The following is a 26,955-nucleotide window of genomic DNA, read 5'->3' on the forward strand; positions in this document are numbered from 1 at the left end:
TTTCAGCCGCCGGACTTCTTGGCCTTGTACCCGAGCTTGATCAGCTCGGCCAACAGCAATTCGACGTGCTCGCCCTGAATCTCGATGACCCCGTCTTTCAACGCGCCACCGGTGCCACAGCGCTTTTTCAGCGTGGTGGCAAGTTCCTTCAGGGCGTCCTCGGCCAGGGGCACGCCGGTGATGGTGGTCACCGTCTTGCCGCCACGGCCCTTGCTTTCGCGTCGCACGCGGGCAATACCGTCGCCTTCAGGGATCAGGGTGTTTTTACAGGTACACGCGTCCACGGGCTGACGACAGTCCGGGCAGTGTCGACCTGCATCGGTGGAAAATACCAGGCCACCAAGGGCGGCGAAGGATGCGGCTTTTTTGGCCACCGGCAATCCTCTTGGGAGGACAAAGACTGATCGGTACCCGGCTCTCGTAAAAGAAGGCGGGTTACCAACCGCGAAGCCCCACTCAGGCAGGGGCAGCGCTACCGAACCGCCAAGGGTGGTTCGGGTGAAAAGTCGCGCAGTGTAACGGCAAACAGCCGACTTGCTAAGGCCCAAATGGCGCCAATTTATGCAACTTTAGCGACGTGAGGCCAGATAGCGCCGCAAGCCCTCCTGAGCGTCCGGGCAGTAAGGCTTTTGTTCGGCTTCCTGCAGCACAACTTCAAGGGGTAAAAAGCGCGCTTCCATGACTTCTTCCGGCTGCAGGTGCAGCGGGCCGTCCCAGACCGCCGAGTAGGATTTGCACCACAGCTTGCTGTCGCCGTCTTCAAAGAAGAAATGGTCGTGCTCGGTCAGCTCCACGCCGGCGACGCCCAGCTCTTCTTCCAGCTCACGGGCCGCTGATACGGCGTAGGACTCACCCGCTGCCACCATTCCGCCCGCCGCCGTGTCCCAAAAACCCGGGTACATGGCTTTGCTCAAGGTGCGGCGATGCACGCAGAGTTCACCGGCGGAGTTGAACAGGAAGATAAAGGTGCAACGGCCGATCAGGCCGCGCTGGCGAAGGTCGGACCTGACAAGGGCGCCGAGCAGGTTGTCCTGTTCGTCGACCCAGCAGATCAGTTCAGCGTCAGAGGCCGCGCGGTGCGCGGCCTCATTGTGAGTAGCGGCCATCATCAACCCTGGTTGAGGAGCTGACGCAGATCGATGACTGCAGCGTTGGCCCGGGAAATATAATTGGCCATGACCAGCGAGTGGTTGGCAAGGATGCCAAAGCCGCTGCCATTCAGAATCATGGGGCTCCACACCGGTTCCTGCGAGGCTTCCAGCTCACGAATGATCTGGCGCACGCTCACGGTGGCGTTTTTCTTGGCCAGCACATCGGCAAAGTCGACTTCGATGGCGCGCAGCAGGTGGGACAAGGCCCAGGCCTGACCACGGGCTTCGTAGAACACGTTGTCAATCTGCATCCACGGCGTTTCGACGATTTCTTCGTCCAACTGTGGCACTTCACCCGGCGCGAGGGCTTCGGTTTTCAGTGCAGTATTCAGCTTGACCCGGCCAACGCTGGCCGACAGGCGCTGCGACAACGAACCCAAACGAGTGGCGACATCACCCAGCCAGTTGTTCAGGTTGTCGGCACGCGCATAGAACAGCGCGCCGCGTTGATTAGGGTCGGAGAGACGCGCTTCGTAGCGGGTCAGGGAATTGATGCCTTCCTGATATTCCGACTCGCTGGACGGCAGCACCCAGCTCTTGTTGTCGAAGTTGAAGCGCGGCTCGGCCTTGGCCAAATCAGCGTCTTCCGCCGATTGCGACTGCGAACGGGCGAAATCCTTGCGCAGGGCGCGGGTCAAGTCACGCACCTGCACCAGCACGCCGTATTCCCAGCTCGGCATGTTGTCCATCCACAGGCCTGGCGGGAAACGGTCGTTGGAAATGTAACCGCCTGGCTTGCTGAGCAAGGTGCCAGCCACGGTTTTGAGGGTTTCGACGGTGGTGAAGCCCACCACCATCTGCTTGCCGTCCTTTTCAGCGGCCAGCTGGGCGTTTTGCTGAACCGGGAACAGTGCGGGCTCTTCGCTCCAGTACCACCCCAGGCCACCGGTGACCAACAGGTACAAGACCAGCACGCTGAGCAAGGCTTTGCTCATCAGCAGGTTGCGAAAATAGCCGCGGTTGGCCGATTTGGGCTCAGGGGCGGGGCCTTTGGCAGCTCCTTCACGGTTTTTCCAGTCCAGCATGGCGATATCCTTTCAATCACTTGAGTTCATGCACGTCAATGGTCCGGGTGCGTTCAAACACTCCGACCACAACCCTACCCCATCGTGCCCATCGGTGCGGGGCTTTTCACGAAAGTGGCGCGCGCCACCGCATGGACTATAAAGGATGCACGCTTTTTACGCTGCGCGACCATCAGGTCGAAAACTGAATAGCCTCGACCTGTACTTAATTGACGTATGACACTCATGGAGCATGACAAGAGGTGCTAGCATAGAGCCATCAGTCGACCTCAGCATGCACCCTAACTAGTAGTCAGGATATGACCGAGCCAGAAGACCCCAGCCGTGAGCGTCTCAAGCACCATTTTGCCCAGCGGGTAATTCATCAGGCACGTCAAATTCTTGAGATCTGGCAACGCCTGCAACGCAGCGAATGGTCGAATGCCGATTTTTCCGAACTCAGCGAAGCCAACCTGCGCCTGCTGCGCTTTGCCGAGCGCTTCGAACAGCCGGAGCACGGCCAGTTGGCACGGCACATCGGCGAATCCCTCAAGGCCGTGGACGACAATCGCGGCCGCTTGAGCAGCCAATTGATCACTGAACTCAATCGCCTGATGCAGCGCCTGTCCCGCACGGGCCTGCGCCAGGGTGACAGTCTGGAACAAACCTTACTGCCGCCGATGCGCAAGCCGATCTACGTGATGCTGGCCGATCACGACCGCGCCGAGCGCCTGGCCAAGCAGCTGGAGTTCTTTGGCATGAGCGCCCAATCCCTGGACAGCGTGGCCGCATTTCAAGCCTCCATGGCCGAGCGCCTGCCGTCAGCCCTTGTGATGGACGTGGATTTCTGCGGCACCGGCCTGGGCCTCAAGCTCGCCGCCCAAGCTCAGGAAGGCCTGGAGCAAAAGCTGCCGCTGTTGTTTTTCAGCCTGCATGAAACCGACACCCCGACCCGCCTGGCCGCCGTGCGCGCGGGTGGCCAGGAATTCCTTACCGGTACGCTGGAAGCCTCAAGCCTGCTGGAAAAAATCGAAGTGCTGACCTGCGTCGCCCAGTACGAGCCGTATAAAGTGCTGATCATCGACGACTCGCGGGCCCAGGCGCTGCACACCGAGCGCCTGCTCAACAGCGCCGGCATTGTCACGCGCACTTTGATCGAGCCGATTCAGGCCATGGCCGAGCTGGCGGATTTTCAGCCAGACCTGATCATCCTCGACATGTACATGCCCGCCTGCACCGGCACCGAACTGGCCAAGGTGATTCGCCACAACGACCGCTATGTGAGCGTGCCGATCATCTACCTGTCGGCCGAAGACGACCTGGACAAACAGCTGGACGCCATGAGCGAAGGCGGCGACGACTTCCTCACCAAGCCCATCAAGCCGCGCCACTTGATCACCACCGTGCGCAACCGCGCGGCACGTGCACGCCATTTGAAGGCGCGGATGGTGCGTGACAGCCTGACCGGCCTGTACAACCACACCCACATTCTGCAATTGCTCGAAGACTGCAGCTTTCGCGCGCGCCGCGAGAACAAGCCGCTGAGCTTTGCGATGCTCGACATCGACCATTTCAAGCGCGTCAATGACAGCCACGGCCACCCCATGGGCGACCGCGTGATCAAAAGCCTGGCGCTGTTTCTCAAGCAGCGTTTGCGCAAGACCGACTACATCGGCCGCTACGGCGGTGAAGAATTCGCCATCGTGATGCCCGACACCGACCTGGATTCGGCCTGCAAGGTGCTGGACGAAATTCGCGGGCGCTTTGCCGAAATCCACTACCCCGCCCAACCCCAGGATTTGTGGTGCACGTTCAGCGCCGGGCTGGTGGAGCTGTGCGACGGTTCCGACAGCTTGATGATGGCAGCCCAGGCCGACGAAGCGCTGTACCGCGCCAAGCACGCGGGGCGCAACCGGGTGCTGGCTGCGCGCGCATCAAAGCAAAGTGCCATCTTTTCACCGGAATCTACTGATTCCGTCATAACTTTGTAACGGAAACGCAATAACTTCAGGCACTTACCTTTTGCTGTCGGTTGAAACCACGCATGCGCCTGAAGTTGCTGACCAATCTCAATACCTTCCTGCTGGTGGCCGTATGCCTGGCACTTGGGGCGACGCTATGGTGGTCGCAACGGGCGCTCGAACGTCCTTACCTGCTGATGGAACGTTACCTCGGGCTGTCCCAGAGCTTCCAGAATCAGGCCGCGCGCAGTATCGACGACTACCTGGCCAGCGGCGATGCCTTGCGCTTGAGCAGTGCCAGCCAAAGCCTGGAAAACCTGCTGCAACACTTGGATGACCTGCCTGTCGACCTCGCGCAAAACCTGCGCCCCAGCCTGGTGGAGCTGGACGCCTTCAGCAAAACCGACCTGCTCGCCGCCGGCAAACTGGCGGGCGACCCGCAAGCGCTGCTGCTGCAAGCCGAGCGCGAATTGGGCGCGAACCTGGAGCAACTGAGTCAGTACGCCACGGGCGTCAATTCGCCCGAGGCGGCGCGGTACTTGCCGCCTCTGCTGGCGGCGTCCCAGCACCTGGGCAAATTGTCTCTGGCCCGCGACAAGCTGGTGAGCAGCGGGCGCGCGGAATTGGCCGATGATGTGGAGCGCGAAATCGCCAGCATCCGCACTCAGGCCGACCTGTTGGCGCAGTTGCCCTTGCTCGGCGTAAAGGCCAGCAGTGCATCCGGCGCCGATGACTTTTCCGCGATGATGGGCCTGGAAAACAGCGAAAAAGCCGAAGTGCAGGACACTGGCGTCGACCTCAAGCGCGAACTCAACAGCCTGCTGACCCGCTACCCCGCCGAACTCAAGCGCACCCGCGAGCAAATTCAGCAACGCGCCGACCTCGCCACCAGCACCCACCTCAAGATCGCCGCCGTGCAACAGGCCATTGCCGGTCTGGAACCGGTGGTGCGCGCGCAACACGGCAAAATCCAGGGCGAAGTGCGCCTGATGCAAGGCGTGGTGATCGGCCTGATCCTGCTGATCGCGCTGCTGATCGACACCCTGCAACGGCGCCTGGCGCGGGTGCTGACAGACCTGGCACCGGCGCTGTCGAAATGGGCCGAGGGCGATTTTGGCCAGCCGATTGCCCTGGGCAAGACCAACCGCGAACTGCACGATATCGAAGCCTCGCTGAACCGCCTGCGCGCCTATCTGGTGGATCTGGTGGGGACCATTCGCGGCAATGCCGAAGAAGTCGCCGGCACCAGCCGTGCCCTCGCCGAACTGAGCAGCGGGCTGCATGACGGCGCCGAACGCCAGGCCGGGGATACCGCGCAGATACGCGACTCGTTGGGCGAACTGGAAGCGACTATCCAGCAAGTGGCCGGTGACGCCAGCCAGGCTGCCGGGGCGAGTCGTAGCGCGGGCCAGGCCGTGGAACAGGGCCAACGGGTCATCGGCCTGAGCCTCACCGGTTTGCATGCGCTGGTGGGTGAAGTGCAGCAAAACGCGCAGATGATCGAAAAACTCGCCGAAGAGTCTGCAACCATTGGCGGCGTGCTCACCGTGATTCGCTCGATTGCCGACCAGACCAACCTGCTGGCGCTCAACGCCGCTATCGAAGCGGCGCGCGCCGGTGAAGCCGGGCGTGGGTTTGCCGTGGTCGCCGACGAAGTGCGCTCCCTGGCCCAGCGCACTGCCGGCGCCACCGCCGAAATCCAGGGCCTGATCGCCAGCCTGCAAGCCGCCGCCCGCCAGTCGGTGGAAGGCATGCGTGCGCAGGTCGAGCACGCCGAAGCCACTGCCCAGCAGGCCCAGGCGGCGGATGGCGCGCTGGATGAGATCGTCGGCGCCATCCAGACCATCTCCGACACCGCCGTGCGCATCGCCGATGTGACGGCGCAGCAAAGTGGCGCGGTCAGTGAGATTCGCGATAACAGCGAACGGATTCACCAGCTGGGCGAGGATAATCTGCTGCGCATTGGCCAGGGGCGTCGCCAGGGTGAGCACTTGCTGGTGCTGGGTGGGCAGCTCAATACGGCGGTGCAGGCGTTTCGCGTCTGAACCGATCTGCTGCCTCACAAAGATCAAAAATGTGGGAGCTGGCTTGCCTGCGATGGCGGTCGGTCAGTCAACAAATCATGTGCTGACATACCGCTATCGCAGGCAAGCCAGCTCCCACATTGAATCCTTGTAGCCCGTGAAACGGTATTACCAATGACCGGAATCCGGCCCCCGGTCACAAATTTTGCGCAATCCTCGCTAATCGTGCCGCCTACTGCATAGAACTGGACAGTCACAAAGGCTTTGCGGCATAGTCGCCGGGTTCTGCCGTACCCACATCAATAACAAGGAACAGCCGATGGCGACCTTTCTGGTTCTTCACGGACCCAACCTGAACCTGCTCGGCACCCGTGAACCGGGCGTCTACGGGTCAGTGACCCTGGATCAGATCAACCTCGATCTCGAACGCAGGGCACGTGAAGCCGGCCACCATCTGCTCTACCTGCAAAGTAACGCCGAGTACGAATTGATTGATCGCATCCATGCCGCGCGTGGCGAAGGCGTGGACTTTATCCTGATCAATCCCGCCGCTTTTACGCACACGAGTGTTGCATTACGTGACGCGCTGCTGGCGGTGAGCATCCCATTCATCGAAGTGCATTTGTCGAACGTGCACAAACGCGAAGCTTTCCGCCATCACTCCTACTTCTCCGATGTAGCAGTGGGTGTGATCTGCGGCCTTGGCGCCAGCGGGTACCGACTGGCCCTGGAGGCCGCCCTGGAACACATTGAACAACCGGCCAAGCGCCCCTGACCGACCCTTGGGAGTTGATGATTCATGGATATCCGTAAAGTTAAGAAACTGATCGAACTGCTGGAAGAATCCGGTATCGACGAGCTGGAAATCAAGGAAGGCGAAGAGTCCGTACGGATCAGCCGTCACAGCAAGACGCCAGCACAACAGTTCTACGCACCGCAGATGCAAGCACCGGCTCCGGCCGCTGCTGCTCCGGCCGCCGCTCCTGCTGCCGCTGCCGCACCTGCTGCGCCAGCCGCACCTGCGCTGAACGGCTTCGTGGTCAAGTCGCCAATGGTCGGTACGTTCTACCGTACCCCGGCACCGACCTCGCCAGCCTTCGTTGAAGTCGGCAAGACCGTGAAAGTGGGCGACACCATCTGCATCGTTGAAGCGATGAAGATGATGAACCACATCACTGCTGAAAAAGCCGGCGTCATCGAATCCATCCTGGTAGAAAACGGTCAGCCGGTTGAGTACGACCAGCCGCTGTTCACCATCGTTTGAACCGCGGAGCGCCTTCGATGTTGAAACCTGCGAAGAAACTGCAAAAAGTCCTGATCGCCAACCGCGGCGAGATCGCGCTGCGTATCCTGCGCGCCTGTAAGGAAGAGGGCATCAAGACCGTCGCTGTTTACTCGACGGCCGATACCGAATTGATGCACGTGAAACTGGCGGACGAAAGCATCTGCATCGGCCCGCCACTGGCCACGAACTCGTACCTGAAAGTCTCGAACATCATCGCCGCCGCAGAAGTGACCGGCGCTGACGCGATTCACCCGGGTTACGGCTTCCTCGCGGAAAACGCCGACTTCGCCGAACAGGTGGAGAAATCCGGGTTTGCCTTCATCGGCCCGAAAGCCGAAACCATCCGCCTGATGGGCGACAAGGTTTCTGCCAAGGACGCGATGATCGCCGCTGGCGTGCCAACCGTTCCTGGCTCCGACGGCCCGCTGCCTGAAGACGAAGAAACCGCGCTGCGCATTGGTCGCGAAGTCGGCTACCCGGTGATCATCAAGGCCGCCGGTGGCGGTGGTGGTCGTGGCATGCGTGTGGTGCACAAGGAAGAAGACCTGATCGAAGCTGCCAAGCAGACTCGCTCCGAAGCGGGCGCCTGGTTCGGCAACCCGATGGTCTACCTGGAAAAGTACCTGACCAACCCGCGTCACGTGGAAGTGCAAGTACTGTCCGACGGTCAAGGCCACGCCATCCACCTGGGCGACCGCGATTGCTCGCTGCAACGTCGTCACCAGAAGGTCCTGGAAGAAGCTCCGGCTCCGGGCCTGGATGAAAAAGCGCGTCAGGAAGTTCTGGCTCGTTGCGTCAAGGCGTGCATCGACATCAACTACCGTGGCGCGGGGACGTTCGAGTTCCTGTACGAGGACGGCCGTTTCTACTTCATCGAGATGAACACTCGTGTGCAGGTAGAGCATCCGGTTTCGGAGATGGTCACAGGTATCGACATCGTCAAGGAGATGCTGAGCATCGCCGCTGGCAACGTGTTGTCGTACACCCAGGACGACGTGAAGATCCACGGCCACTCCCTGGAGTGCCGGATCAACGCCGAAGACCCGAAAACCTTTATCCCAAGCCCTGGTCTGGTCAAGCATTTCCATGCACCGGGCGGCAACGGTGTACGGGTGGATTCGCACCTGTACAGCGGCTACAAGGTTCCGTCGAACTATGACTCGTTGATCGGCAAGCTGATCACTTGGGGTGCTACGCGTGACGAGGCCATGGCCCGTATGCGTAACGCGCTGGACGAGATCGTGGTGGATGGCATCAAGACCAATATTCCGCTGCATCGGGATCTGGTTCGTGATGAAGGCTTCTGCGAAGGTGGTGTGAACATTCACTACCTGGAACACAAGCTGGCCAATCAGTAAGTGCTCCACCAGACAAAGCCGCCTTCGGGCGGCTTTGTTGTTTCTGGGTAGCACTAAAACCTGCGGAGGCTGGCTTGTGTGGGAGCTGGCTTGCCTGCGATAGCATCGCCGCGGTCCGGTAGTTAAACCAAGGTGTCTGCATCGCAGGCAAGCCAGCTCCCACACAAGCCCGCTCCCACATTTGTTATGTGTACACCCCTCCCGCCGCTCGCGTAAACTTGCGCGCTTTCGCGGCCCCCCGCTGCACATTCAATTTTTTCAAAGGTGCCCGCCATGCCTTGGCTGCAAGTCCGTCTCGCCATCAGCCCAGAACAAGCCGAAACCTACGAAGACGCTTTCCTCGAAGTCGGCGCCGTCTCGGTCACGTTCATGGACGCCGAAGACCAACCGATCTTCGAACCCGAACTCAATACCACGCCGCTGTGGTCCCACACCCACTTGCTGGCCCTGTTCGAAGACGGCACCGACGCCGCCGCCGTTCTGGCCCATATGGAACTGCTCACCGGCAGCCCACTGCCCGAGCACCACAGCGAAATCATCGAAGACCAGGACTGGGAACGCAGCTGGATGGACAACTTCCAGCCGATGCGTTTCGGCCAGCGCTTGTGGATCGTGCCAAGCTGGCACGCCGCGCCTGAGCCCGAGGCGGTCAACCTGCTGCTCGACCCCGGCCTGGCGTTCGGCACCGGCACCCACCCCACCACCGCGCTGTGCCTGGAGTGGCTTGACGGCCAGGACCTGACCGACTGCAACGTGCTCGACTTCGGCTGCGGCTCGGGGATTTTGGCGATTGCCGCCCTGCTGCTGGGCGCCAAGGAAGCCGTCGGCACCGACATCGACGTGCAGGCCCTTGAAGCCAGCCGCGATAACGCCGGGCGCAACAACATCCCTGAAGCAAAATTCCCGCTCTACCTGCCGGAGCAATTGCCCCAGGTACAGGCCGATGTGCTGGTCGCGAACATCCTCGCCGGGCCGCTGGTGTCGCTGGCGCCGCAGCTGTCGAGCCTGGTCAAGCCGGGCGGCCGTCTGGCGCTGTCGGGCATCCTCGCCGAACAAGGTGAAGACGTCGCCGCCGCCTATGCCAGGGATTTCGAGCTGGATCCGATCGCTAACCGTGATGGCTGGGTACGCATCAGTGGTCGTCGGCGCTAGAATGAGCGCTTGCCTGAATCGGATGGCCGCATGACCGACAGTTTCGTCACCCAGTGCCCGCATTGCCAAGCACGCTTTCGCGTCAACCACGCCCAATTGAGCGTGGCCCGCGGCGTGGTTCGCTGCGGCTCGTGCCTGCAAGTGTTCAACGCAGCGCGCCAGTTGCTGGAGCAGCGCGCTAAAGCGTCTGCGCCGGAACCCGAGCTGCCGGTCGTCGTTGAGAAAACGCTCGAGCCCGCTCCCGAGGCACCCCGGGCCATCAGCCAGAAACAGTGGACCGCCGAAGAGCTGGACCTGGACAACCTGGACCTGGACGAAGAACTGGCCAAGCTGGAACGCCGCGAGATTCAGCACGCGCAGCCGCTGGGTGCGGAGCGCCGCCAGGCAAATACTGACCGTAGGCAGAAGGAAGACGCCCTCAGCGCCAGCCGTCACACCGTCAAGGCCGAAGAAGAAAAGTGGGCTGCCAGCCTGTTCAGTGAACCGCCTGAGGAGCGCTCCCCAACGCCCGAAGACGAACCCACGCCAGCCAAAACGCCGGCAACCCGGCAGCGCACCGAACCGTCGATGTCGTTTCACGTCGACGATGTCGATGAAGCGCCGCCGTTGCGCGCACACGATGACGATGATGATGACGATCTCGACCCGCCGTTCAGCCCCATCCCCCACGATGTGGACGAGCCGAAACCCGCAGAGCGGCCGCAACCGCGTGGCAAGCGCCCGCGCCCGGCAACCAGCGCTCACGACGACGTACTTCAGGACCTGGAAGACGACCCGCTGCACCTTTATGGGCACAAACGCCCTTCAGGCTGGGGCCGTCGCCTGATCTGGATCATCCTGGTGCTGCTGGCCGCCGCCGGCCTGGCTGCCCAGTATGTCGCTTACCAATTCGACGACCTCGCCCGTCAGGACGCCTACCGCCCGTGGTTCCAACAACTGTGCCCGACACTCGGTTGCACAGTGCCATCGCGGGTTGATATCTCCCACATCAAGAGCAGCAACCTGGTGGTGCGCAGCAACCCGGAGTTCGCCGGGGCGCTGGTGGTGGATGCGATCATCTATAACCGTGCCACGTTCTCCCAGCCCTTCCCGCTGCTGGAGCTGCGTTTTGCCGATTTGAATGGTGGCCTGATTGCCAGTCGTCGCTTCAAGCCTGCCGAATACCTGAGCGGTGAACTGGCCGGGGTGAGCGAAATGCCATCACAGACACCGATCCATATCTCCCTCGACATCCTTGATCCGGGCAACAAAGCGGTGAATTACAGCCTGAGTTTCCATTCGCCCGAGTGAACAGGCGCACACGCCGAGGTTTGACGGCGGATTCTTGACTGGTCCTCTCGCAACCAAACCGGTAGCGATAAAGAAATAACTGTTCAGATTTTATCCAATTCAGCCTTTATCCAGTCATCGAGAGCGGGTATCATGCCAACCCTTTTTCGAACTCTAATGATCCGGCCCCACAACAGGGAAGTCCTATGTCGGCGGTACGCATCGGCCCATACACATTGCCCAACGGCTTGATCCTCGCCCCAATGGCGGGCGTCACCGACCAGCCCTTTCGTCAGCTGTGCAAGCGTTTGGGCGCGGGTCTAGTAGTCTCGGAAATGGTCACCAGTGACATGAGCTTGTGGAACACCCGCAAATCGCGGATGCGCATGATCCACGAAGGTGATCCCGAGCCCCGCTCGGTACAGATCGCCGGTGGAGATGCACAGATGCTGGCGGATGCGGCCCGAGCCAACGTGGAGCTGGGCGCACAGATCATCGACATCAACATGGGCTGCCCGGCCAAGAAGGTCTGCAACAAGGCCGCCGGTTCCGCGTTGTTGAAAGATGAGCAATTGGTCGCCGAGATCCTGCAGGCCGTGGTGGCCGCAGTGGATGTACCGGTCACCCTGAAGATTCGTACCGGCTGGGACCGGGACAACAAGAACGGCCTGACGGTGGCGAAGATCGCCGAACAGGCAGGCATTACAGCGCTGGCGGTGCATGGCCGCACCCGCGCCGACCTTTACACCGGTGAAGCCGAGTACGACACCATCGCCGCAATCAAGCAGGCAGTGTCGATGCCGGTGTTTGCCAATGGCGACATCGACTCTGCCGAGAAAGCCCGTCGCGTGCTGCACGCTACCGGCGCCGATGGCTTGTTGATTGGCCGGGCTGCACAGGGGCGGCCGTGGATTTTTCGTGAGATCGAGCATTTTCTGCGTACTGGCGAAATGTTGCCGGCACCGGAGTTGGTCGAGGTGGAACGTATTCTGCTAGAGCATTTGGCCGCCCTGCACGCCTTCTATGGAGACGTGATGGGAGTACGCATTGCTCGCAAGCATGTCGGCTGGTATCTCGCAACCTTGCCGGGCGCCAAGGAGTTTCGCGCCCGCTTCAATCGTTTGGATGGAACGCAAATACAGGTCGCCACCGTTCGAGAGTTTTTCAGCGAGCGCGAAAAGAGCCTGGGGACAGGGGACGCAAAAGGGGTGGCCGCATGACGATGATGACCGAGACTTTAGTGAGTGGAACAACACCCGTGAGCGACAACGTCAATTTGAAACAGCACCTCAACACGCCGAGCGAAGAAGGCCAGACCCTTCGCGGGAGTGTCGAGAAGGCGCTGCACAATTATTTCGCCCACCTTGAGGGCGCTTCCGTCACGGACGTGTACAACCTGGTGCTCTCCGAAGTGGAAGCGCCGTTGCTCGAGAGCGTGATGAACTACGTCAAGGGCAACCAGACTAAAGCCAGTGAGCTGCTGGGCCTGAACCGTGGGACCTTGCGCAAAAAGCTCAAGCAGTACGATTTGCTGTAAGCATTCAATCAAACCAGAAAGGCGCCCGCGTAAAAAACGGTCGCCTTTTTTGCTGACTCCTTTGCTTTTGATGGAAATTGAAATGACCGACCAGACCACCCGCCTGCCGATCCGCCGCGCCTTGATCAGTGTCTCCGACAAGACCGGGATCCTCGAATTTGCCCGGGAGCTGGAAGCCCTGGGTGTGGAAATCCTCTCCACGGGCGGGACCTTCAAACTGCTGCAGGACAACGGCGTGGCCGCAGTAGAAGTGGCGGACTACACCGGTTTCGCAGAAATGATGGACGGTCGGGTCAAGACCCTGCACCCGAAGATCCACGGCGGCATCCTCGGCCGTCGCGGCATCGACGACGCCATCATGACCGAGCACGGCATCAAGCCGATCGACCTGGTGGCCGTTAACCTGTACCCGTTCGAAGCCACCATCAACAAGCCAGGCTGCGACCTGCCCACCGCCATCGAAAACATCGATATCGGCGGCCCGACCATGGTTCGCTCCGCTGCCAAGAACCACAAAGACGTGGCCATCGTGGTTAACGCCAGCGATTACGCCAACGTGCTGGAAAGCCTGAAAGCCGGTGGCCTGACCTACGCCCAGCGTTTCGACCTGATGCTCAAGGCGTTCGAACACACCGCGGCCTATGACGGCATGATCGCCAACTACATGGGCACCGTGAACCAGGCGGCTGAAACCCTCAGCACCGAAGATCGCAGCCAGTTCCCGCGCACCTTCAACAGCCAGTTCATCAAGGCCCAGGAAATGCGTTACGGCGAGAACCCGCACCAAAGCGCGGCGTTCTACGTTGAGGCCAAGCCTGCCGAAGTCGGCATCGCCACCGCGACCCAACTGCAAGGCAAAGAGCTGTCCTACAACAACGTGGCCGACACCGACGCCGCGCTGGAATGTGTGAAGAGCTTCGTCAAGCCGGCCTGTGTGATCGTCAAGCACGCCAACCCGTGCGGCGTGGCCGTCAGCCCCGACGCCGAAGGCGGCATTCGCCAGGCATACGAACTGGCCTACGCCACCGACACTGAATCTGCGTTCGGCGGCATCATCGCCTTCAACCGCGAGCTGGATGCCGAGACCGCCAAGGCCATCGTCGAGCGCCAGTTCGTTGAAGTGATCATTGCTCCAAGCGTCAGCGAAGAGGCCCGTGCCATCGTTGCAGCCAAAGCCAACGTGCGCCTGCTGGCCTGCGGCGAGTGGTCGGCAGACCGCGCCGCTGCCTGGGACTACAAGCGCGTCAACGGCGGCTTGCTGGTACAGAGCCGCGACATCGGCATGATCGGCAGCGAAGACTTGAAAGTCGTGACCAAACGCGCGCCGACCGAGCAAGAGATCAACGACCTGATCTTCGCCTGGAAAGTCGCCAAGTACGTTAAATCCAACGCCATCGTCTACGCCAAGAACCGCCAGACCATCGGCGTCGGCGCCGGCCAGATGAGCCGCGTGAACTCGGCGCGTATTGCCGCGATCAAGGCTGAGCATGCTGGTTTGCAGGTGCAGGGTTCGGTGATGGCGTCTGACGCGTTCTTCCCGTTCCGCGATGGTTTGGATAACGCCGCGAAAGCCGGTGTGACCGCCGTGATCCAGCCAGGCGGCTCGATGCGTGATGCTGAAGTGATTGCTGCTGCTGACGAAGCCGGCATCGCCATGGTCTTCACCGGTATGCGCCACTTCCGCCACTGATACAACTCGATCGAAATGTGGGAGCGGGCCCTTTGTGGCGAGCGGGCTTGCCCCGCGTTGGGTTGCGCAGCAGCCCCAATCAAGCAGAACGCTCTGGATCAGGCAATCTGCGGCGTCTGGTTTTGGGGCCGCTTCGCAACCCAACGCGGGGCAAGCCCGCTCGCCACGTGAGTTCGGCTCCACATTGAAGCGCGCCCTGAGCGCCTACAGAATTTGAGGTTTTTGAAATGAATGTTTTGATCATTGGCAGCGGTGGCCGTGAACACGCCCTGGCCTGGAAAGTTGCCCAGGACCCGCGCGTCCAAAAGGTTTTCGTCGCCCCCGGCAACGCCGGTACCGCCATTGAAGCCAAGTGCGAAAACGTCGCCATCGACGTGCTGGCCCTTGAGCAGCTTGCCGATTTTGCCGAGAAAAACGTCTCCCTGACCATCGTCGGCCCCGAAGTGCCTTTGGTGGCAGGCGTCGTCGACCTGTTCCGCAGTCGTGGCCTGGATTGCTTCGGCCCAACCGCCGGCGCGGCCCAGCTGGAAGGCTCCAAAGCGTTCACCAAGGATTTCCTGGCACGCCACAAGATCCCGACCGCCGACTACCAGAACTTCACCGAGATCGAGCCGGCCCTGGCTTACCTGCGTGAAAAAGGTGCGCCAATCGTGATCAAGGCCGATGGCCTGGCCGCCGGTAAAGGCGTGATCGTGGCGATGACCCTGCAAGAAGCCGAAGACGCCGTACGCGACATGCTCGCCGGCAACGCATTTGGTGAAGCCGGTTCGCGCGTCGTCATCGAGGAATTCCTCGACGGCGAAGAAGCCAGCTTCATCGTGATGGTCGACGGCAAGAACGTACTGCCAATGGCCACCAGCCAGGACCACAAACGCGTCGGCGATGCCGACACTGGCCCGAACACCGGCGGCATGGGTGCTTACTCCCCTGCCCCGGTGGTCACCAGCGAAGTGCACCAGCGTGTGATGGACCTGGTGATCTGGCCGACCGTGCGTGGCATGGCCGAGGAAGGCAATGTCTACACCGGTTTCCTGTACGCAGGCCTGATGATCGACAAAGCCGGTAACCCGAAAGTCATCGAGTTCAACTGCCGCTTCGGCGACCCGGAAACCCAGCCGATAATGCTGCGTCTGCAATCGAGCCTGGTGCTGCTGGTAGAAGCGGCCCTCGCCCAGGCGCTGGACAAAGTAGAAGCCCAGTGGGACCCGCGCCCAAGCGTTGGCATCGTACTGGCGGCTGGCGGCTACCCTGCCGACTACGCCAAGGGCGATGTGATTGAAGGTCTGGACGCGGCTGCTACGCTGGAAGGCAAGGTGTTCCATGCGGGCACCGCGCTCAAGGACGGCAAAGTTGTAACCGCCGGTGGCCGTGTATTGTGTGCCACCGCAATGGGTGCCAGTGTCGACGCCGCGCAACAACAGGCGTACAAGCTGGCGGCGAAAATCGACTGGAAAGGCCTGTTCTACCGCACAGACATCGGCTATCGCGCGATTGCCCGTGAACGCGGCGAGAACAGCTGAACAGCTACACTTGCGTAGCTATCCGTTCGGTTAGGCAAGGGCCTCTGGCCCTTGCCGTACCCATGTCGCCCCGCGCATAGTTAACCCGTGCATCAACCTACGAAGGGATTTCGCCGTGCGCTGGCTCAGGATCGCCATAGGTTTTACAGTCAGCCTGCTGACACTGCTCTGCTTGTTCCCGGCCCAGGCCGCCGCGCAAGGCAGTGGGTGGGCAGTATTGCTTGATGAACAGGCCGACCTGCAGCTGAGCGATATCCGTTCCGCCCGCTACACCAATCAATTCAGCCCCATCGAACTGGACCGGATCACCGCCGCCGAGCCGGACGGCGCGCTGTGGGTACGCTTCAAGCTGCAACCCGGCAAGCACGAGCAAGTGCTGCGGGTGTTCGCCCCCGACCTCTCGCACTTGAGCCTCTATGTACTGGACGGCGACACGCTGGTGGAGCAACAAAGCACCGGCACCCGCCAGCCCCAGGCGGAACGCCCGCTGCCCAGCAGCGACTTCATGCTGCCGATGCCGCAAAGCCAGAAGCCGCTTGAGGTGTACCTGCGCCTGGTCTCGGAACACGAACTGCGCCCGTACATAACGCTGGAACCCGCAGTGCTCGCCGCTGCCGACCAGAACCAGACGCTGATCTACGGCCTGCTGTTCGGCTGCCTGGTGATGCTGATCCTGCACAACCTCACGCGCTTCGCCTATCACCGCTCACGCAGCAGTTTATGGCTGGCCGCCTGCGAAGTGCTGTTGATGCTCAGCCTTGCACTGCTGCTCAACCTGGTGGGGCCGTTGCTGCCAAACTGGCACGCCGTGCAGACCCCGGGCGCCTACCTCGCCCTGCTGCTGACCGCGCCGTGCGGGCTGATGTATGCTTACCGTTTCTTCATGCCATTGGGCCCGCACCCGCTGAATAAGCTGCTGATGGCCGACATTCTGCTGATCGTGTTGTGTGGCCTGCTGCTGTTGTTCGTCAACACCTTGCCGCTGAACATCATCACTTATGCATTGGTGGCCCTGGCCGGCCTGAGCATGCTGTTTGTCTCGGCGTATCACTGGCAAAAAGGCTACCGGCCCGCGCGTTTGTTCGTGGCGGCGATGGTGGTGTTCAACATCGGCACGCTGATCATCCTCCCGGCCCTGCTCGGCCTGACACTGGTAGCGCCGCAAGGCTTGATCGTGACCCTGCTCGGCTTTATCTGCCTCAGTGGCCTGCTGATGAGCCTGGCCCTGGGCGAGCGCCAGCGCGCAATCGTTGAAGCGCGCTTCAGCCTCAGCCGCGACCTGGCCGCCAGCAATGCCGAGATCGCCGCCAAGGCCGAATTCCTGGCGAAGATCAGCCACGAAATCCGCACCCCCATGAACGGCGTGCTTGGCATGACCGAATTGCTCTTGGGTACGCCGCTGTCGGTCAAGCAGCGCGACTACGTGCAAACCATCCACAGCGCTGGCAACGAACTGCTGACGCTGATCAACGAGATTCTCGACATCTCCAAACTGGAGTCCGGGCAGATCGAGCTGGACGATGTGCAGTTCGACCTCAACGCGCTGATTGAAGACTGCCTGAGTATTTTCCGCGCCAAGGCCGAACAGCAGAACGTCGAACTGATCAGTTTTATCCAGCCGCAGGTGCCGCGCGTCATCAGCGGCGACCCGACGCGCCTGCGCCAGGCGATGTTGAGCTTGCTGGAAAACGCCCTGCAAAAAACCGACGAAGGTGAAGTGCTGATCGTCGTCGCCCTCGACGAGCGCAGCACCAAACCGCGCCTGCGCATTGCCGTGCAAGACAGCGGCTTGCCGATGGAAGCTGCCGAGCGCGACGCGTTGCTGCACAGCGAATTGCACAGCAAGAATTTCCTCTCGGCCACCCGTTTGAGCGGCCACCTCGGCCTGGTGATTGCCCGCCAGCTGATCCTGTTGATGAACGGCGAGTTCGGCATCAAGAGCGGCAGCCATCAAGGCAGCACCCTGTGGCTGACCTTGCCGCTGGACCCGGAGCGCCTGGAACACCCGACCTCCGACCTCGACGGCCCGCTCAAAGGCGCCCGCGTGTTGGTGGTGGACGACAACGACACCTGCCGCAAAGTGCTGGTGCAGCAATGCACGGCCTGGGGCCTGAACGTCAGCGCCGTGCCGTCGGGCAAGGAAGCCCTGGCGTTGCTGCGCACCAAGGCGCACTTGCGTGATTACTTTGACGTGGTGCTGCTGGACCAGAACATGCCCGGCATGACCGGCATGCAGCTGGCGGCGAAGATCAAGGAAGACCCGAGCCTGAACCACGACATCCTGCTGATCATGCTCACCGGCATCAGCAATGCGCCGAGCAAGATCATCGCGCGCAACTGCGGGATCAAACGCATCCTCGCCAAACCGGTGGCCGGCTATACGCTGAAGACCACCCTGGCCGACGAGCTGACCCAACGCAGCAAGGGCGTCGTGCAACCGCGCCAGGCCCTCGCCGCGCCGGCGGCGGTGACCGTGCCAGGCGACTTCCGCATTTTGGTGGCCGAAGACAACAGCATCTCCACCAAAGTGATTCGCGGCATGCTCGGCAAGCTCAACCTCAACCCGGACACCGCCAGCAACGGCGAAGAAGCGCTGGAGGCGATGAAAGCCCAGCGATACGACCTGGTGCTGATGGACTGCGAAATGCCGATCCTCGACGGTTTCTCCGCCACCCAGCAACTGCGGGCGTGGGAAGTCAGTCACCAGCGCATCCGCACACCGGTGGTGGCGCTGACGGCGCACATTCTCTCGGAACACAAAGAGCGCGCCCGCCAGGCAGGCATGGACGGGCACATGGCCAAGCCGGTTGAGTTGTCGCAATTGCGCGAGCTGGTGGAGTTCTGGGTGGCGCAGCGTCAACAGCGCCCGGAACACGCCCCGTCCTGACCTGAAATTCAAACCCCTGTGAGAGCTGGCTTGTGTGGGAGCTGGCTTGCCTGCGATGCAGACACCTCGGTATCTCAGGCGGACCCGGTTGATGCCATCGCAGGCAAGCCAGCTCCCACATTTGATCTTTGTCGCCTGATAGACTCTCCACACTTTCCCCGCCCGCGAGCCGCCTCTCATGCTCCACGTGTTATTCAGCGTCTACCTGAAAATGCTGGTGCTCTACAGCCCGTTTTTCGTGCTGTCCTGCTTTATCAGCCTGACTCGCGGTTACTCCAGCAAGGAACGACGGCGCCTGGCCTGGAAAGTCGCGCTGGCGACCCTGGTGTCGAGCGTGTTGCTCTACCTGTTCGGCCGGGTGATTTTCAGCGTGTTCGGCATCACCGTGGATGCCTTCCGCATTGGCGCCGGCAGCGTGCTGTTCATTTCCGCGCTGGGCATGGCCCAGGGCAAGTCGGCCGTGCAAACGGACAACGTGCAGCAGGACGTGACCATCGTGCCGCTGACCATCCCCCTTACGGTCGGCCCCGGCACCATCGGCGCCCTGCTGGTGATGGGCGTCAGCCAGCCGCATTGGGATGACAAGATCATGGCGATTCTCAGCATCGCCCTGGCCAGCCTCACGGTGGGCGTGGTGCTGTACTTGTCCAACCGTATCGAACGGATTCTCGGCGACCAGGGCTTGCAGATTGTCAGTCGGTTGATGGGGTTGTTCGTGTGCGCCCTGGCCGCGCAAATTATCTTTACCGGGGTGCGCGGCTACCTGGTGCCCTAGATGCGGTACTTGGCGATAGCCAGTTGCACCTTGTCACCCGCGCTTTCGCGCATCATCTGAAGGGTTTTCTGGTTGACCACCGAGGTATTCAGCACCAGGCACGTCTGCCCGCTGAAGGCCTCGAACGAGGCGCTGTCCCACTCCAGAAAGGGCAGCCCCAGCTGTTTGTTCACACCGCGGCTGCTGTAAGTCACCAGCACCATGGTGACTTCGCCATTGGTTTGGGCGCAAGACGCCAAACCAAAATCACCGCCCTCATGCACCGTGCAATTGCGCTTGAACAACTCGAACGACGCCGGTTGCCGCTTCAGCGCCTCCAGGGCATCAGCGGCCAGCTTGGGCAGCGCGTTCAGCAGCGGCCCGGCCAACGACGTTGTCGCCAACATCGCCGCAATCATGTTCAGCGCGGCGCATTGCACGGTCAGCCCCTTGCCGACACTTGAGACCCGCTCAAAGCTGCTGCGCACCGGCAGCCAGCCCAGGCTGACCATCACCGCAATAAATTCGTTGTACCACCCCTCGGTGCCGCGCTGGGCCTTCAGCACATCGCTCACATAGCTGCTGGCCAGCAGGTAGCTTTTGCGGATGTACTCGCGGTTCAACGCCGACATGCCCTCGACAAACGAGATCACCCCGTTGTTGACCACCGCCGCGTTGCTGTCATCTTCAGTGTCCATTGGCGCCAAACCCGGTGCACCCGGCAGCTTATAAGCGGCAATCAACTTGCGCCGTTTCACGCGGTTGATTCGTCCGTGATATCGCTCCATTTTCAGTTCTCCACAAGCACCCCACATAGGGCGTGTGTCCACACTAGTCCAGGCACAGGCGAGCTTTCCAGACGACAAACAACGCTTGCCCACACCCTCGGAAAAACGCTGCCCAGCAACTGCGGGACTCGCGCAGCAGCCTTCCGGTTTTCGTCGGCAAAAAAAGAAAAAGCCCCGAGTCACAGTGGGTAATTACCCAGTGTCACTCGGAGCTTTCTGTCGGGCGCAGAGGCGTTTTCAGGAGGCGGGTTTTTCGCCATACCAGCGCGGCGTGTACACCCACTCCCCGCCACCCGCACGCGGGAACACGCAGGTGGTGGACGAACCGATCAACACCATGGTGCGCATGTCGACCTGCTCCGGCGTCAATTGCCCCAGCGTGGTGACGCGCAGGGTCTGGCCCGGGCGACCGATGTCGCGCCCCAGCACCACCGGCGTTTCTGGTGTGCGATGCACCGCGACGATTTCCAGCGCGCGCCCCAATTGCCACGGCCGCGACCGCGAGATCGGGTTGTAGAACGCCAGCGCCAGGTCGGCCTGGGACGCGAGGTCCAGGCGCTTTTCAATGATCGCCCAGGGCTTGAGGTTGTCCGACAGCGACATCACGCAAAAATCATGGCCCAGCGGCGCGCCCGCCTGAGCGGCGGTCGCCAGAGAGGCCGAAACGCCCGGCAGGATTTCCAGGTCGACCTGATGCCAGGCCGGGTCGCTTGATTCGTGCAGCGCCTCGATCACCGCCGATGCCATGGCAAACACGCCGGGGTCGCCGGACGACACCACCACCACCGAGCGGCCTTGCGCGGCCAATTCGAACGCATGGCGCGCGCGCTGCATTTCTTCGCGGTTGTCGGTGCAGTGCTGCACCTGATCGTCACGGAACGGCCCAGCCATGCGCACGTAGGTTTCGTAGCCAAGCACGTCGGTGCAGCGCGCCAGTTCGGCCTTCACCGCCGGCACCATCAGCTCGGCGGCGCCGGGGCCCAGGCCAATTACGGCGAGTCGGCCACGGGCACGGCCGACGTGCGACACGTCCAGCGGTTGCTCGGCGACGCTGATCAGGATATCGGCGTCTTGCGCCACCTGAGCAAAACGCAGCGGCACCGCCAACTCCAGCGCGGCTTGATGCAACGAGGCTTGCGCCATTTGCGTGTCGCTGGCCAACAGGCACGCCAGGGATTGCACAGCAATGCCCGCCTCACGCAGCGCCGTTCGCACCCGCTCGGCCAGATGCTCACCCGGCTTGCAAGTGACGCACACCGTCTTCGGGTAAATCATCAGCTCATTGGCCGCCGGTTCACGCTCGGCGCTGCCCACATGAATGGCCAGGCGCGCGTGCTGATCCTGCGGCAGATTGGCCTGATCCAACCACGGCGCGGCGCCTTCGATGCGCACACGCTCACCGGCCAACAGGTCGGAGACGAAACGCTTGCCCAGCTCCAGGTCACCCAACTCATACCCCTTCGGCGGGTTAAGCAGGCAGGTGCCGAAACGCAACTCGCCACTGGTGGTAATCGCCGCGGCCACGCCCAACGCAGCGGCAATCTCGCGGGCCATGACGTTCACACCGCCCAGGCCACCGAGCAGCGGCACCACGGCGCTGCCGTCTTCGGCCACGGCCAGCACGGCAGGTTCTTCGCCTTTCTCCAGCAACAGCGGCGCCAGCGTGCGGATCACAATGCCGGCCGCACACAACGCAATCAGCGGCGTGCCTTGCGCGTACAGCTGGCGCAGGGTCGCGCCGAATTCGTCGTAAGCCCTGTCGGCCCCTTCAACCCGCCCGGCCAAACCGTGAATCAAGGCGCCGGGGTACACCTGCTGGACCTTGCGCGCCGTCGCCAGGCTGCCCTGGCCCAAAATAACAATCGCCGGATTCATCACCCTTGCCACCGTTCGCCGGGCACGATGATCAGCGAGAAGTACGGCGACGAAGCCGGGTCCACTTGATCCAGCGGCACGATTTTCTGGTTGGCCATGGTCGCGCGCTCCACATACAGCGCGCGCTCGGCCAGGCCGAGTTCTCCCAGCACCTGTCGCACTTTCGGGAAGTTGCGACCGAGTTTCATGATTACCGCCGCATCGGCATCCGCCAAACGACGCTTGAGGTCTTCATGCGGCAACACACCCGACAGCACCGACAAACTCTGGTTGCGATACACCAACGGCGCACCGAGTACCGAAGCACCGCCCAGCATCGAGCACACGCCGGGAATGACCTGGGCTTCGTAGCGTTCGGCCAGGCGGTCGTGCAGGTACATATAGGAGCCGTAGAAGAACGGGTCGCCTTCGCAGATCACCGCCACATCGCGGCCAGCGTCCAGATGCGCGGCCACATCGGCACTGGAGGCGTCGTAGAAATCGCTGATCACTTGTTCGTACGACATCGGCGCCGGCAGCGCTTCAGTGGTCACCGGGTACACCAGTGGCATCAGCGTCTGTTGTGGCACCAAATGGTCTTCGATAATGCCGAAGGCGTTGCCCTTTTTGCCCTTGGCCACGAAGTACGCCACCACCGGCGATTCGCGCAGCAGGCGCAGGGCCTTGAGCGTGATCAGTTCCGGATCGCCGGGGCCTACGCCCAGGCCAATCAAACGTCCGCGTGCCGGCATTATTCGACCTCCGTGGCCAGGGCGTTGACCGCAGCGGCAGCCATGGCGCTGCCACCCAGGCGGCCTTGCATGATCACGAACGGTACGCCACGGCTGTCCGCCGCCAGCATCGCCTTGGATTCGGCGGCGCCCACAAAACCCACCGGGAAGCCGAGGATCAACGCCGGTTTCGGCGCGCCGGCATCGAGCATTTCCAGCAGGTAGAACAAGGCCGTCGGCGCGTTGCCGATCACCACTACGCTGCCTTCCAGGTGCGGGCGCCACAGTTCCAGGGCGGCAGCGGAACGGGTGTTGCCCAGCTCCCGCGCCAGCTCTGGCACGCCGTCGTCGCGCAGGGTGCAGATCACCGGGTTGTTGGCTGGCAGGCGCGTGCGGGTCACGCCTTCGGAGACCATCCGCGCATCACACAGAATCGGCGCGCCGGCGGCCAACGCATCGCGCCCGGCCTTGCCGGCGCCTTCGGAAAACTGCAGGCCGTCGATGGCATCGACCATGCCGCACGCATGAATCACCCGCACCGCGAGTTTTTCCAGGTCGGCCGGGATGCGGTCCAGCTTGGCTTCCGCGCGAATAATGGCGAAGGAGTTGCGATAGATCTCCTGACCGTCGCGGATGTAATCAATCATCGGTGTTGCTCCGTGGGCGAGCGCGTAGCAGGGCGCCCGCCGCTTCAATGGAAAGGGTGCGCGCGTGCAGCCGGCCGAAACCTTTGTGGGCTGCGTCGCGAAAATAGAGGTCGTAGTGGCCCGGGCCGACGGCCAGCAAGGTGACCGGCGCCACGTGCGCGGCGGCGCAGCTACGGGAGCAGCCGGACAGGTGCACGGCGTGTCCCGGTTCCAGCGCGGCCAGTTGCACCGCGTCGGCCTTGGTGTCGGCCAGGCCTTTGCCGCAGCCGCTTGAGCCAGTGCAGGCGATCAGGCGCGCCAGCGGTTGGTCGGCTGAGCAGAGGAAACCCAGTTGCTGCAGGCCTCGAGTCACGGCGGCGTGATTTTTAACGTCTGGCAGCAGCACGCCCTGCCACGGCGTTACACGCAATGTGCCGTCGCCCTGCTCGCGCGCCAGTTGCGCGGCGCCCTTGAGCATCGTCGAATCGAGGCGGCCCAAGGGCGCAACGGCAGCCACGTAATACAGATTTTTTTTGAGCTGTGGATAACTGCCCAGGTGCAACAACGCGCCACTGGCCGGGCGTTTGAAGCCGTCGACCGGCAACAGCGGCAGGCGCAGATGGCTCAGCAAGTTATCCACAGCCAAGTGACGCATGCGGGTTTGCTCGGGCGTGGCGAGGTCGAGAAACGCTTCGAGCACGGCCACTACCAGCGCGTGGCCCTGGTCCAGCGGCACCGCCGCCAATGGCGCATCCAGCGCCGGGCAACCGGCCAGGCCGAACGCCAGCAACGTTTCGCCGTCGCGTTTAAACGCCGACAGCCACAGGTCGTGGTGATGTTCGAGCATGGCCAGGGCTTCCCCGCCGTCCAGTTGCACGGCGAACTTGGCCGACAGCTCATGGAAACGCGGGTGGTTTTGCAGGGTCGCGAGGATCTGCCCGGCCAACGGGCGCGTGTCGAACAGCATCTGCGGGTCGATGCCGGCGCTGGGGCTGAGCATCAGGTTGCGCACGTCATCGCCGGCGGCGTTGTTCGGGCCAAGGCCTGCGGCCAGCAGCGTCGTGATCAAGGCGTCCTGCTCGGCGCCAATACCGCGGATCTGCAGATTGGCGCGGTTGGTCGCCTCGATCACCCCGCCCGCATAGGCCTGGGCCGCGTCAGCCACGGCAATCGCCTGGGCGGCAGTGATCGAACCACCGGCCAATTTGATCCGGCAAATACCACCGTCCAACGCCTGGACGATACGCAGCAACCCCGGGCAAGCCGAGGGGCGTAAGGTATTCAGGGCGGGCGTCTGGTTCACGGGGCTACCGGTTGACGGGTAAAGGCGCGGTATTATGCCTGCTTTGTCCGGCGGCATGAAAAGCCTGCCCGTCGGATGTCGTTCAAGGAATTCATATGTCGCCCTGGCTGACGGTAGTAGGCATCGGTGAAGACGGCTTCAAGGGCCTGGGCAAAAACGCCCGGCACGCCCTGTTGCGCGCCTCGCGGATTATAGGGGGCCAGCGTCAGTTGGACCTGCTGCCGGTGTGTATTCGGGGCGAGCGTCAGCTGTGGCCAAGCCCGTTTTCGCTGGAGCCGGTGCTGGCGCGGCGGGGTGAGCCTGTCTGTGTGCTGGCCAGCGGCGATCCGATGTTTTATGGCGTGGGCGCCAGTTTGTCGCGACAGGTGGCGGCTGAAGAACTGTTGATTTTGCCGGCGCCTTCATCGGTGTCCCTGGCAGCGGCGCGGTTGGGCTGGCCGTTGCAGGACGTGGTGACGTTGTCTGTGGTGGCTCGGCCGTTGGCGGCGCTGAACGCGCATCTGGCCAGTGGCGTGCGGTTGGTGGTATTGAGCAATGATGGCCGCAGCCCTGGGTTGATGGCCGCGTTATTGGCTGAGTCCGGGTTTGGGCAAAGCCGGTTAAGCGTGTTTGAACACGTGGGCGGCGCGCATGAGCAGCGCATCGACGGGCTGGCGCACGCGTGGGCACACGCCTCGGTTGCCGATTTGAACCTGGTCGCCATCGACTGCGTGGCGGACGCCACTGCACCGCGCCTGTCACGCCTGGCGGGTTTACCCGACTCGGCATTCCAGCACGACGGCCAACTGACCAAACGCGATGTGCGCGCCATGACCCTCGCACGCCTCGCCCCGATGCCGGGTGAATTGCTGTGGGACGTGGGCGCGGGCAGCGGCTCTATCGGGATTGAGTGGATGCGTACCCACCCGAGTTGCCGTGCCCTCGCGATCGAAGCGGATGAAGGCCGCCAAGGATTGATCGAACATAACCGCGATGCTCTTGGCGTACCTGGCTTGCAGCTGATTCGCGGGAAGGCGCCGGACGTGCTGCACGGGCTGGAAGCACCCGATGCGGTCTTTATCGGCGGCGGCGTTACGCGTGACGGCGTGCTCGACACCTGCTGGCAACACCTGCGACCCGGTGGTCGCTTGGTGGCCAACGCCGTGACCCTGCAAAGTGAAATGACCCTGATGAACTGGCGCGCGCAGCACGGCGGCGAGCTGACGCGCATCCACGTCGCGCAGGCTCAGCCGCTGGGCGAATTCGATACGTGGCGCCAGGCGCTGCCGATCACCTTGCTGGACGTGGTCAAGCCGCTATGAAGCGCATCTTGTTGTTGGGCGGCGTGACGGAAGCGCTGACCATTGCTCGCACGCTGGGCCCGGAGCATGTGTACAGCCTGGCCGGTGTGGGTCGCGTGCCGACTGACCTGACCTGCCAGGTGCGTGTTGGCGGTTACGGTGGGGCTGAAGGCTTGGCGCACTTTGTTCGCGAGGAAAACATCAGCCTGATCCTCGACGCGACCCATCCGTATGCGGCGCAGATCAGCGGGAATGCCGCCCAGGCGGCGCGCCTGTGCGAGGTTCCGTGCTGGGCCTTGCGTCGCCCGGCGTGGCAGCCGCAGGTTGGGGATGACTGGCGCGAGGTCCGTGATTGGGCTGAGTTGATTGAAGCGTTGAAGCCCTTCAAGCGCCCGCTGCTCACGCTGGGCCGCGAGCCGTTGCAGCACCTGGATGAAATCCCGCCGGAGCAGTTCTGGACGCTGCGCGCGCTGGAGGTGTATCCGGGAAATGAGCGCTGTGAAGTGATCGGCGCACGCGGGCCGTTTCTGATCGAGGATGAACGCGCGTTGTTTGAGCGGCGACGGATTGATGTGCTGATCAGCAAGAACAGCGGCAGCACGGCGACCGAGCCGAAGCTGGAAGTGGCCAGGGAGCGCGGGGTGCCGGTGCTGGTGTTGAAGCGGCCAGTGCTGGCGGCTGTAGATCGAGAGTTCACCAGCGTGGCAGCGGTGCTGCAGGCCATTACCACTCTCTAAACAGCACATTTCCAATGTGGGAGCGGGCTTGCCCGCGATAGCAG

The 26,955-nt window shown here is 62.3% G+C and carries 22 protein-coding genes and 1 pseudogene; 15 read left to right on the forward strand and 8 right to left on the reverse strand.

Annotation, left to right across the window (positions count from 1 at the left end; all coding sequences use genetic code 11):
* Positions 1–2 precede the first annotated feature (2 nt).
* The 3 genes from ACP7A2_RS14420 to ACP7A2_RS14430 form a co-directional block, all read right to left on the reverse strand.
* Positions 3–374, reverse strand: a complete 372-nt coding sequence (locus tag ACP7A2_RS14420; protein WP_426134740.1) for a translation initiation factor Sui1 — start codon at positions 372–374, stop codon at positions 3–5.
* 195 nt (positions 375–569) lie between these two features.
* Complete coding sequence (locus tag ACP7A2_RS14425) at positions 570–1,109, reverse strand: NUDIX hydrolase (protein ID WP_426134741.1); 540 nt, start codon at positions 1,107–1,109, stop codon at positions 570–572.
* The gene (locus tag ACP7A2_RS14430; RefSeq protein ID WP_426134771.1) at positions 1,109–2,086 is read right to left on the reverse strand and encodes a DUF2333 family protein; all 978 of its coding nucleotides are present in this window, start codon (positions 2,084–2,086) and stop codon (positions 1,109–1,111) included. Before ACP7A2_RS14430 ends, ACP7A2_RS14425 begins: the two co-directional genes overlap by 1 nt.
* Positions 2,087–2,475: 389 nt before the next feature.
* Here ACP7A2_RS14430 and ACP7A2_RS14435 point away from each other — a divergent pair, with 389 nt between their 5' ends.
* The 13 genes and pseudogenes from ACP7A2_RS14435 to ACP7A2_RS14495 all read left to right on the forward strand — a co-directional run bounded on the left by ACP7A2_RS14435 (position 2,476) and on the right by ACP7A2_RS14495 (position 19,613).
* Entirely contained in the window at positions 2,476–4,146 is a 1,671-nt protein-coding gene (locus tag ACP7A2_RS14435) for a diguanylate cyclase (protein WP_426134742.1), read from the forward strand.
* Between the two features lie 1,499 nt (positions 4,147–5,645).
* Positions 5,646–6,161: pseudogene (locus ACP7A2_RS14440) on the forward strand (methyl-accepting chemotaxis protein); the annotation flags it as partial.
* Between the two features lie 298 nt (positions 6,162–6,459).
* The gene (aroQ, locus tag ACP7A2_RS14445; protein ID WP_426134743.1) at positions 6,460–6,915 is read left to right on the forward strand and encodes a type II 3-dehydroquinate dehydratase; all 456 of its coding nucleotides are present in this window, start codon (positions 6,460–6,462) and stop codon (positions 6,913–6,915) included.
* A 24-nt stretch (positions 6,916–6,939) separates the two neighbouring features.
* On the forward strand, positions 6,940–7,404 hold the full coding sequence (gene accB / locus ACP7A2_RS14450) for an acetyl-CoA carboxylase biotin carboxyl carrier protein (RefSeq protein WP_003188191.1): 465 nt from the start codon (positions 6,940–6,942) through the stop codon (positions 7,402–7,404).
* 17 nt (positions 7,405–7,421) lie between these two features.
* Complete coding sequence (gene accC, locus ACP7A2_RS14455) at positions 7,422–8,783, forward strand: acetyl-CoA carboxylase biotin carboxylase subunit (protein ID WP_426134744.1); 1,362 nt, start codon at positions 7,422–7,424, stop codon at positions 8,781–8,783.
* 273 nt (positions 8,784–9,056) lie between these two features.
* Positions 9,057–9,935 (forward strand): 50S ribosomal protein L11 methyltransferase, encoded by an 879-nt coding sequence (gene prmA / locus ACP7A2_RS14460; RefSeq protein WP_426134745.1) that lies wholly within the window; start codon positions 9,057–9,059, stop codon positions 9,933–9,935.
* A gap of 30 nt (positions 9,936–9,965) precedes the next feature.
* Positions 9,966–11,225, forward strand: coding sequence for a DUF3426 domain-containing protein (locus ACP7A2_RS14465; protein WP_426134746.1), 1,260 nt, complete (start codon positions 9,966–9,968; stop codon positions 11,223–11,225).
* Between the two features lie 185 nt (positions 11,226–11,410).
* On the forward strand, positions 11,411–12,424 hold the full coding sequence (gene dusB / locus ACP7A2_RS14470) for a tRNA dihydrouridine synthase DusB (protein WP_426134747.1): 1,014 nt from the start codon (positions 11,411–11,413) through the stop codon (positions 12,422–12,424).
* Positions 12,421–12,741: a DNA-binding transcriptional regulator Fis gene (fis, locus tag ACP7A2_RS14475; protein WP_002555375.1), complete on the forward strand. Its 321-nt coding sequence runs from the start codon at positions 12,421–12,423 to the stop codon at positions 12,739–12,741. The genes dusB and fis overlap by 4 nt, the downstream gene beginning before the upstream one ends.
* An 82-nt stretch (positions 12,742–12,823) precedes the next feature.
* Entirely contained in the window at positions 12,824–14,431 is a 1,608-nt protein-coding gene (gene purH / locus ACP7A2_RS14480; RefSeq protein ID WP_426134748.1) for a bifunctional phosphoribosylaminoimidazolecarboxamide formyltransferase/IMP cyclohydrolase, read from the forward strand.
* A gap of 227 nt (positions 14,432–14,658) precedes the next feature.
* Positions 14,659–15,951: a phosphoribosylamine--glycine ligase gene (gene purD, locus ACP7A2_RS14485; RefSeq protein WP_426134749.1), complete on the forward strand. Its 1,293-nt coding sequence runs from the start codon at positions 14,659–14,661 to the stop codon at positions 15,949–15,951.
* 115 nt (positions 15,952–16,066) lie between these two features.
* A complete protein-coding gene (locus ACP7A2_RS14490) occupies positions 16,067–18,838 on the forward strand; it encodes a response regulator (protein WP_426134750.1) in 2,772 nt (923 codons plus the stop codon).
* Positions 18,839–19,016: 178 nt separating this feature from the next.
* Positions 19,017–19,613, forward strand: coding sequence for a MarC family protein (locus ACP7A2_RS14495; RefSeq protein WP_017253590.1), 597 nt, complete (start codon positions 19,017–19,019; stop codon positions 19,611–19,613).
* Here ACP7A2_RS14495 and ACP7A2_RS14500 read toward each other — a convergent pair.
* From ACP7A2_RS14500 to cobG, 5 genes are all read right to left on the reverse strand, one after another.
* Positions 19,610–20,380 carry a hypothetical protein gene (locus ACP7A2_RS14500; protein ID WP_348061026.1) on the reverse strand — a complete coding sequence of 257 codons (771 nt, stop codon included), beginning with the start codon at positions 20,378–20,380 and terminating at the stop codon, positions 19,610–19,612. The two genes, ACP7A2_RS14495 and ACP7A2_RS14500, sit on opposite strands and share 4 nt — an antisense overlap.
* Before the next feature lie 237 nt (positions 20,381–20,617).
* Positions 20,618–22,255, reverse strand: a complete 1,638-nt coding sequence (gene cobJ, locus ACP7A2_RS14505) for a precorrin-3B C(17)-methyltransferase (protein ID WP_426134751.1) — start codon at positions 22,253–22,255, stop codon at positions 20,618–20,620.
* Positions 22,255–22,986 carry a precorrin-2 C(20)-methyltransferase gene (locus tag ACP7A2_RS14510; RefSeq protein ID WP_426134752.1) on the reverse strand — a complete coding sequence of 244 codons (732 nt, stop codon included), beginning with the start codon at positions 22,984–22,986 and terminating at the stop codon, positions 22,255–22,257. The genes cobJ and ACP7A2_RS14510 overlap by 1 nt, the downstream gene beginning before the upstream one ends.
* Positions 22,986–23,612, reverse strand: coding sequence for a precorrin-8X methylmutase (locus tag ACP7A2_RS14515; protein ID WP_426134753.1), 627 nt, complete (start codon positions 23,610–23,612; stop codon positions 22,986–22,988). Before ACP7A2_RS14515 ends, ACP7A2_RS14510 begins: the two co-directional genes overlap by 1 nt.
* Entirely contained in the window at positions 23,605–24,951 is a 1,347-nt protein-coding gene (cobG, locus tag ACP7A2_RS14520) for a precorrin-3B synthase (RefSeq protein ID WP_426134754.1), read from the reverse strand. Before cobG ends, ACP7A2_RS14515 begins: the two co-directional genes overlap by 8 nt.
* 38 nt (positions 24,952–24,989) lie before the next feature.
* On the opposite strand from cobG, the gene cbiE reads away from it, so the two are divergent.
* Together cbiE and ACP7A2_RS14530 are read left to right on the forward strand one after the other, a co-directional pair.
* Positions 24,990–26,195 carry a precorrin-6y C5,15-methyltransferase (decarboxylating) subunit CbiE gene (gene cbiE / locus ACP7A2_RS14525; RefSeq protein ID WP_426134755.1) on the forward strand — a complete coding sequence of 402 codons (1,206 nt, stop codon included), beginning with the start codon at positions 24,990–24,992 and terminating at the stop codon, positions 26,193–26,195.
* Positions 26,192–26,911, forward strand: coding sequence for a cobalt-precorrin-6A reductase (locus ACP7A2_RS14530; protein WP_426134756.1), 720 nt, complete (start codon positions 26,192–26,194; stop codon positions 26,909–26,911). Before cbiE ends, ACP7A2_RS14530 begins: the two co-directional genes overlap by 4 nt.
* Positions 26,912–26,955: the final 44 nt, after the last annotated feature.

Origin of the sequence: Pseudomonas sp. PWP3-1b2 (assembly GCF_049896045.1) — a bacterium.
Lineage (GTDB): Bacteria > Pseudomonadota > Gammaproteobacteria > Pseudomonadales > Pseudomonadaceae > Aquipseudomonas > Aquipseudomonas antarctica_B.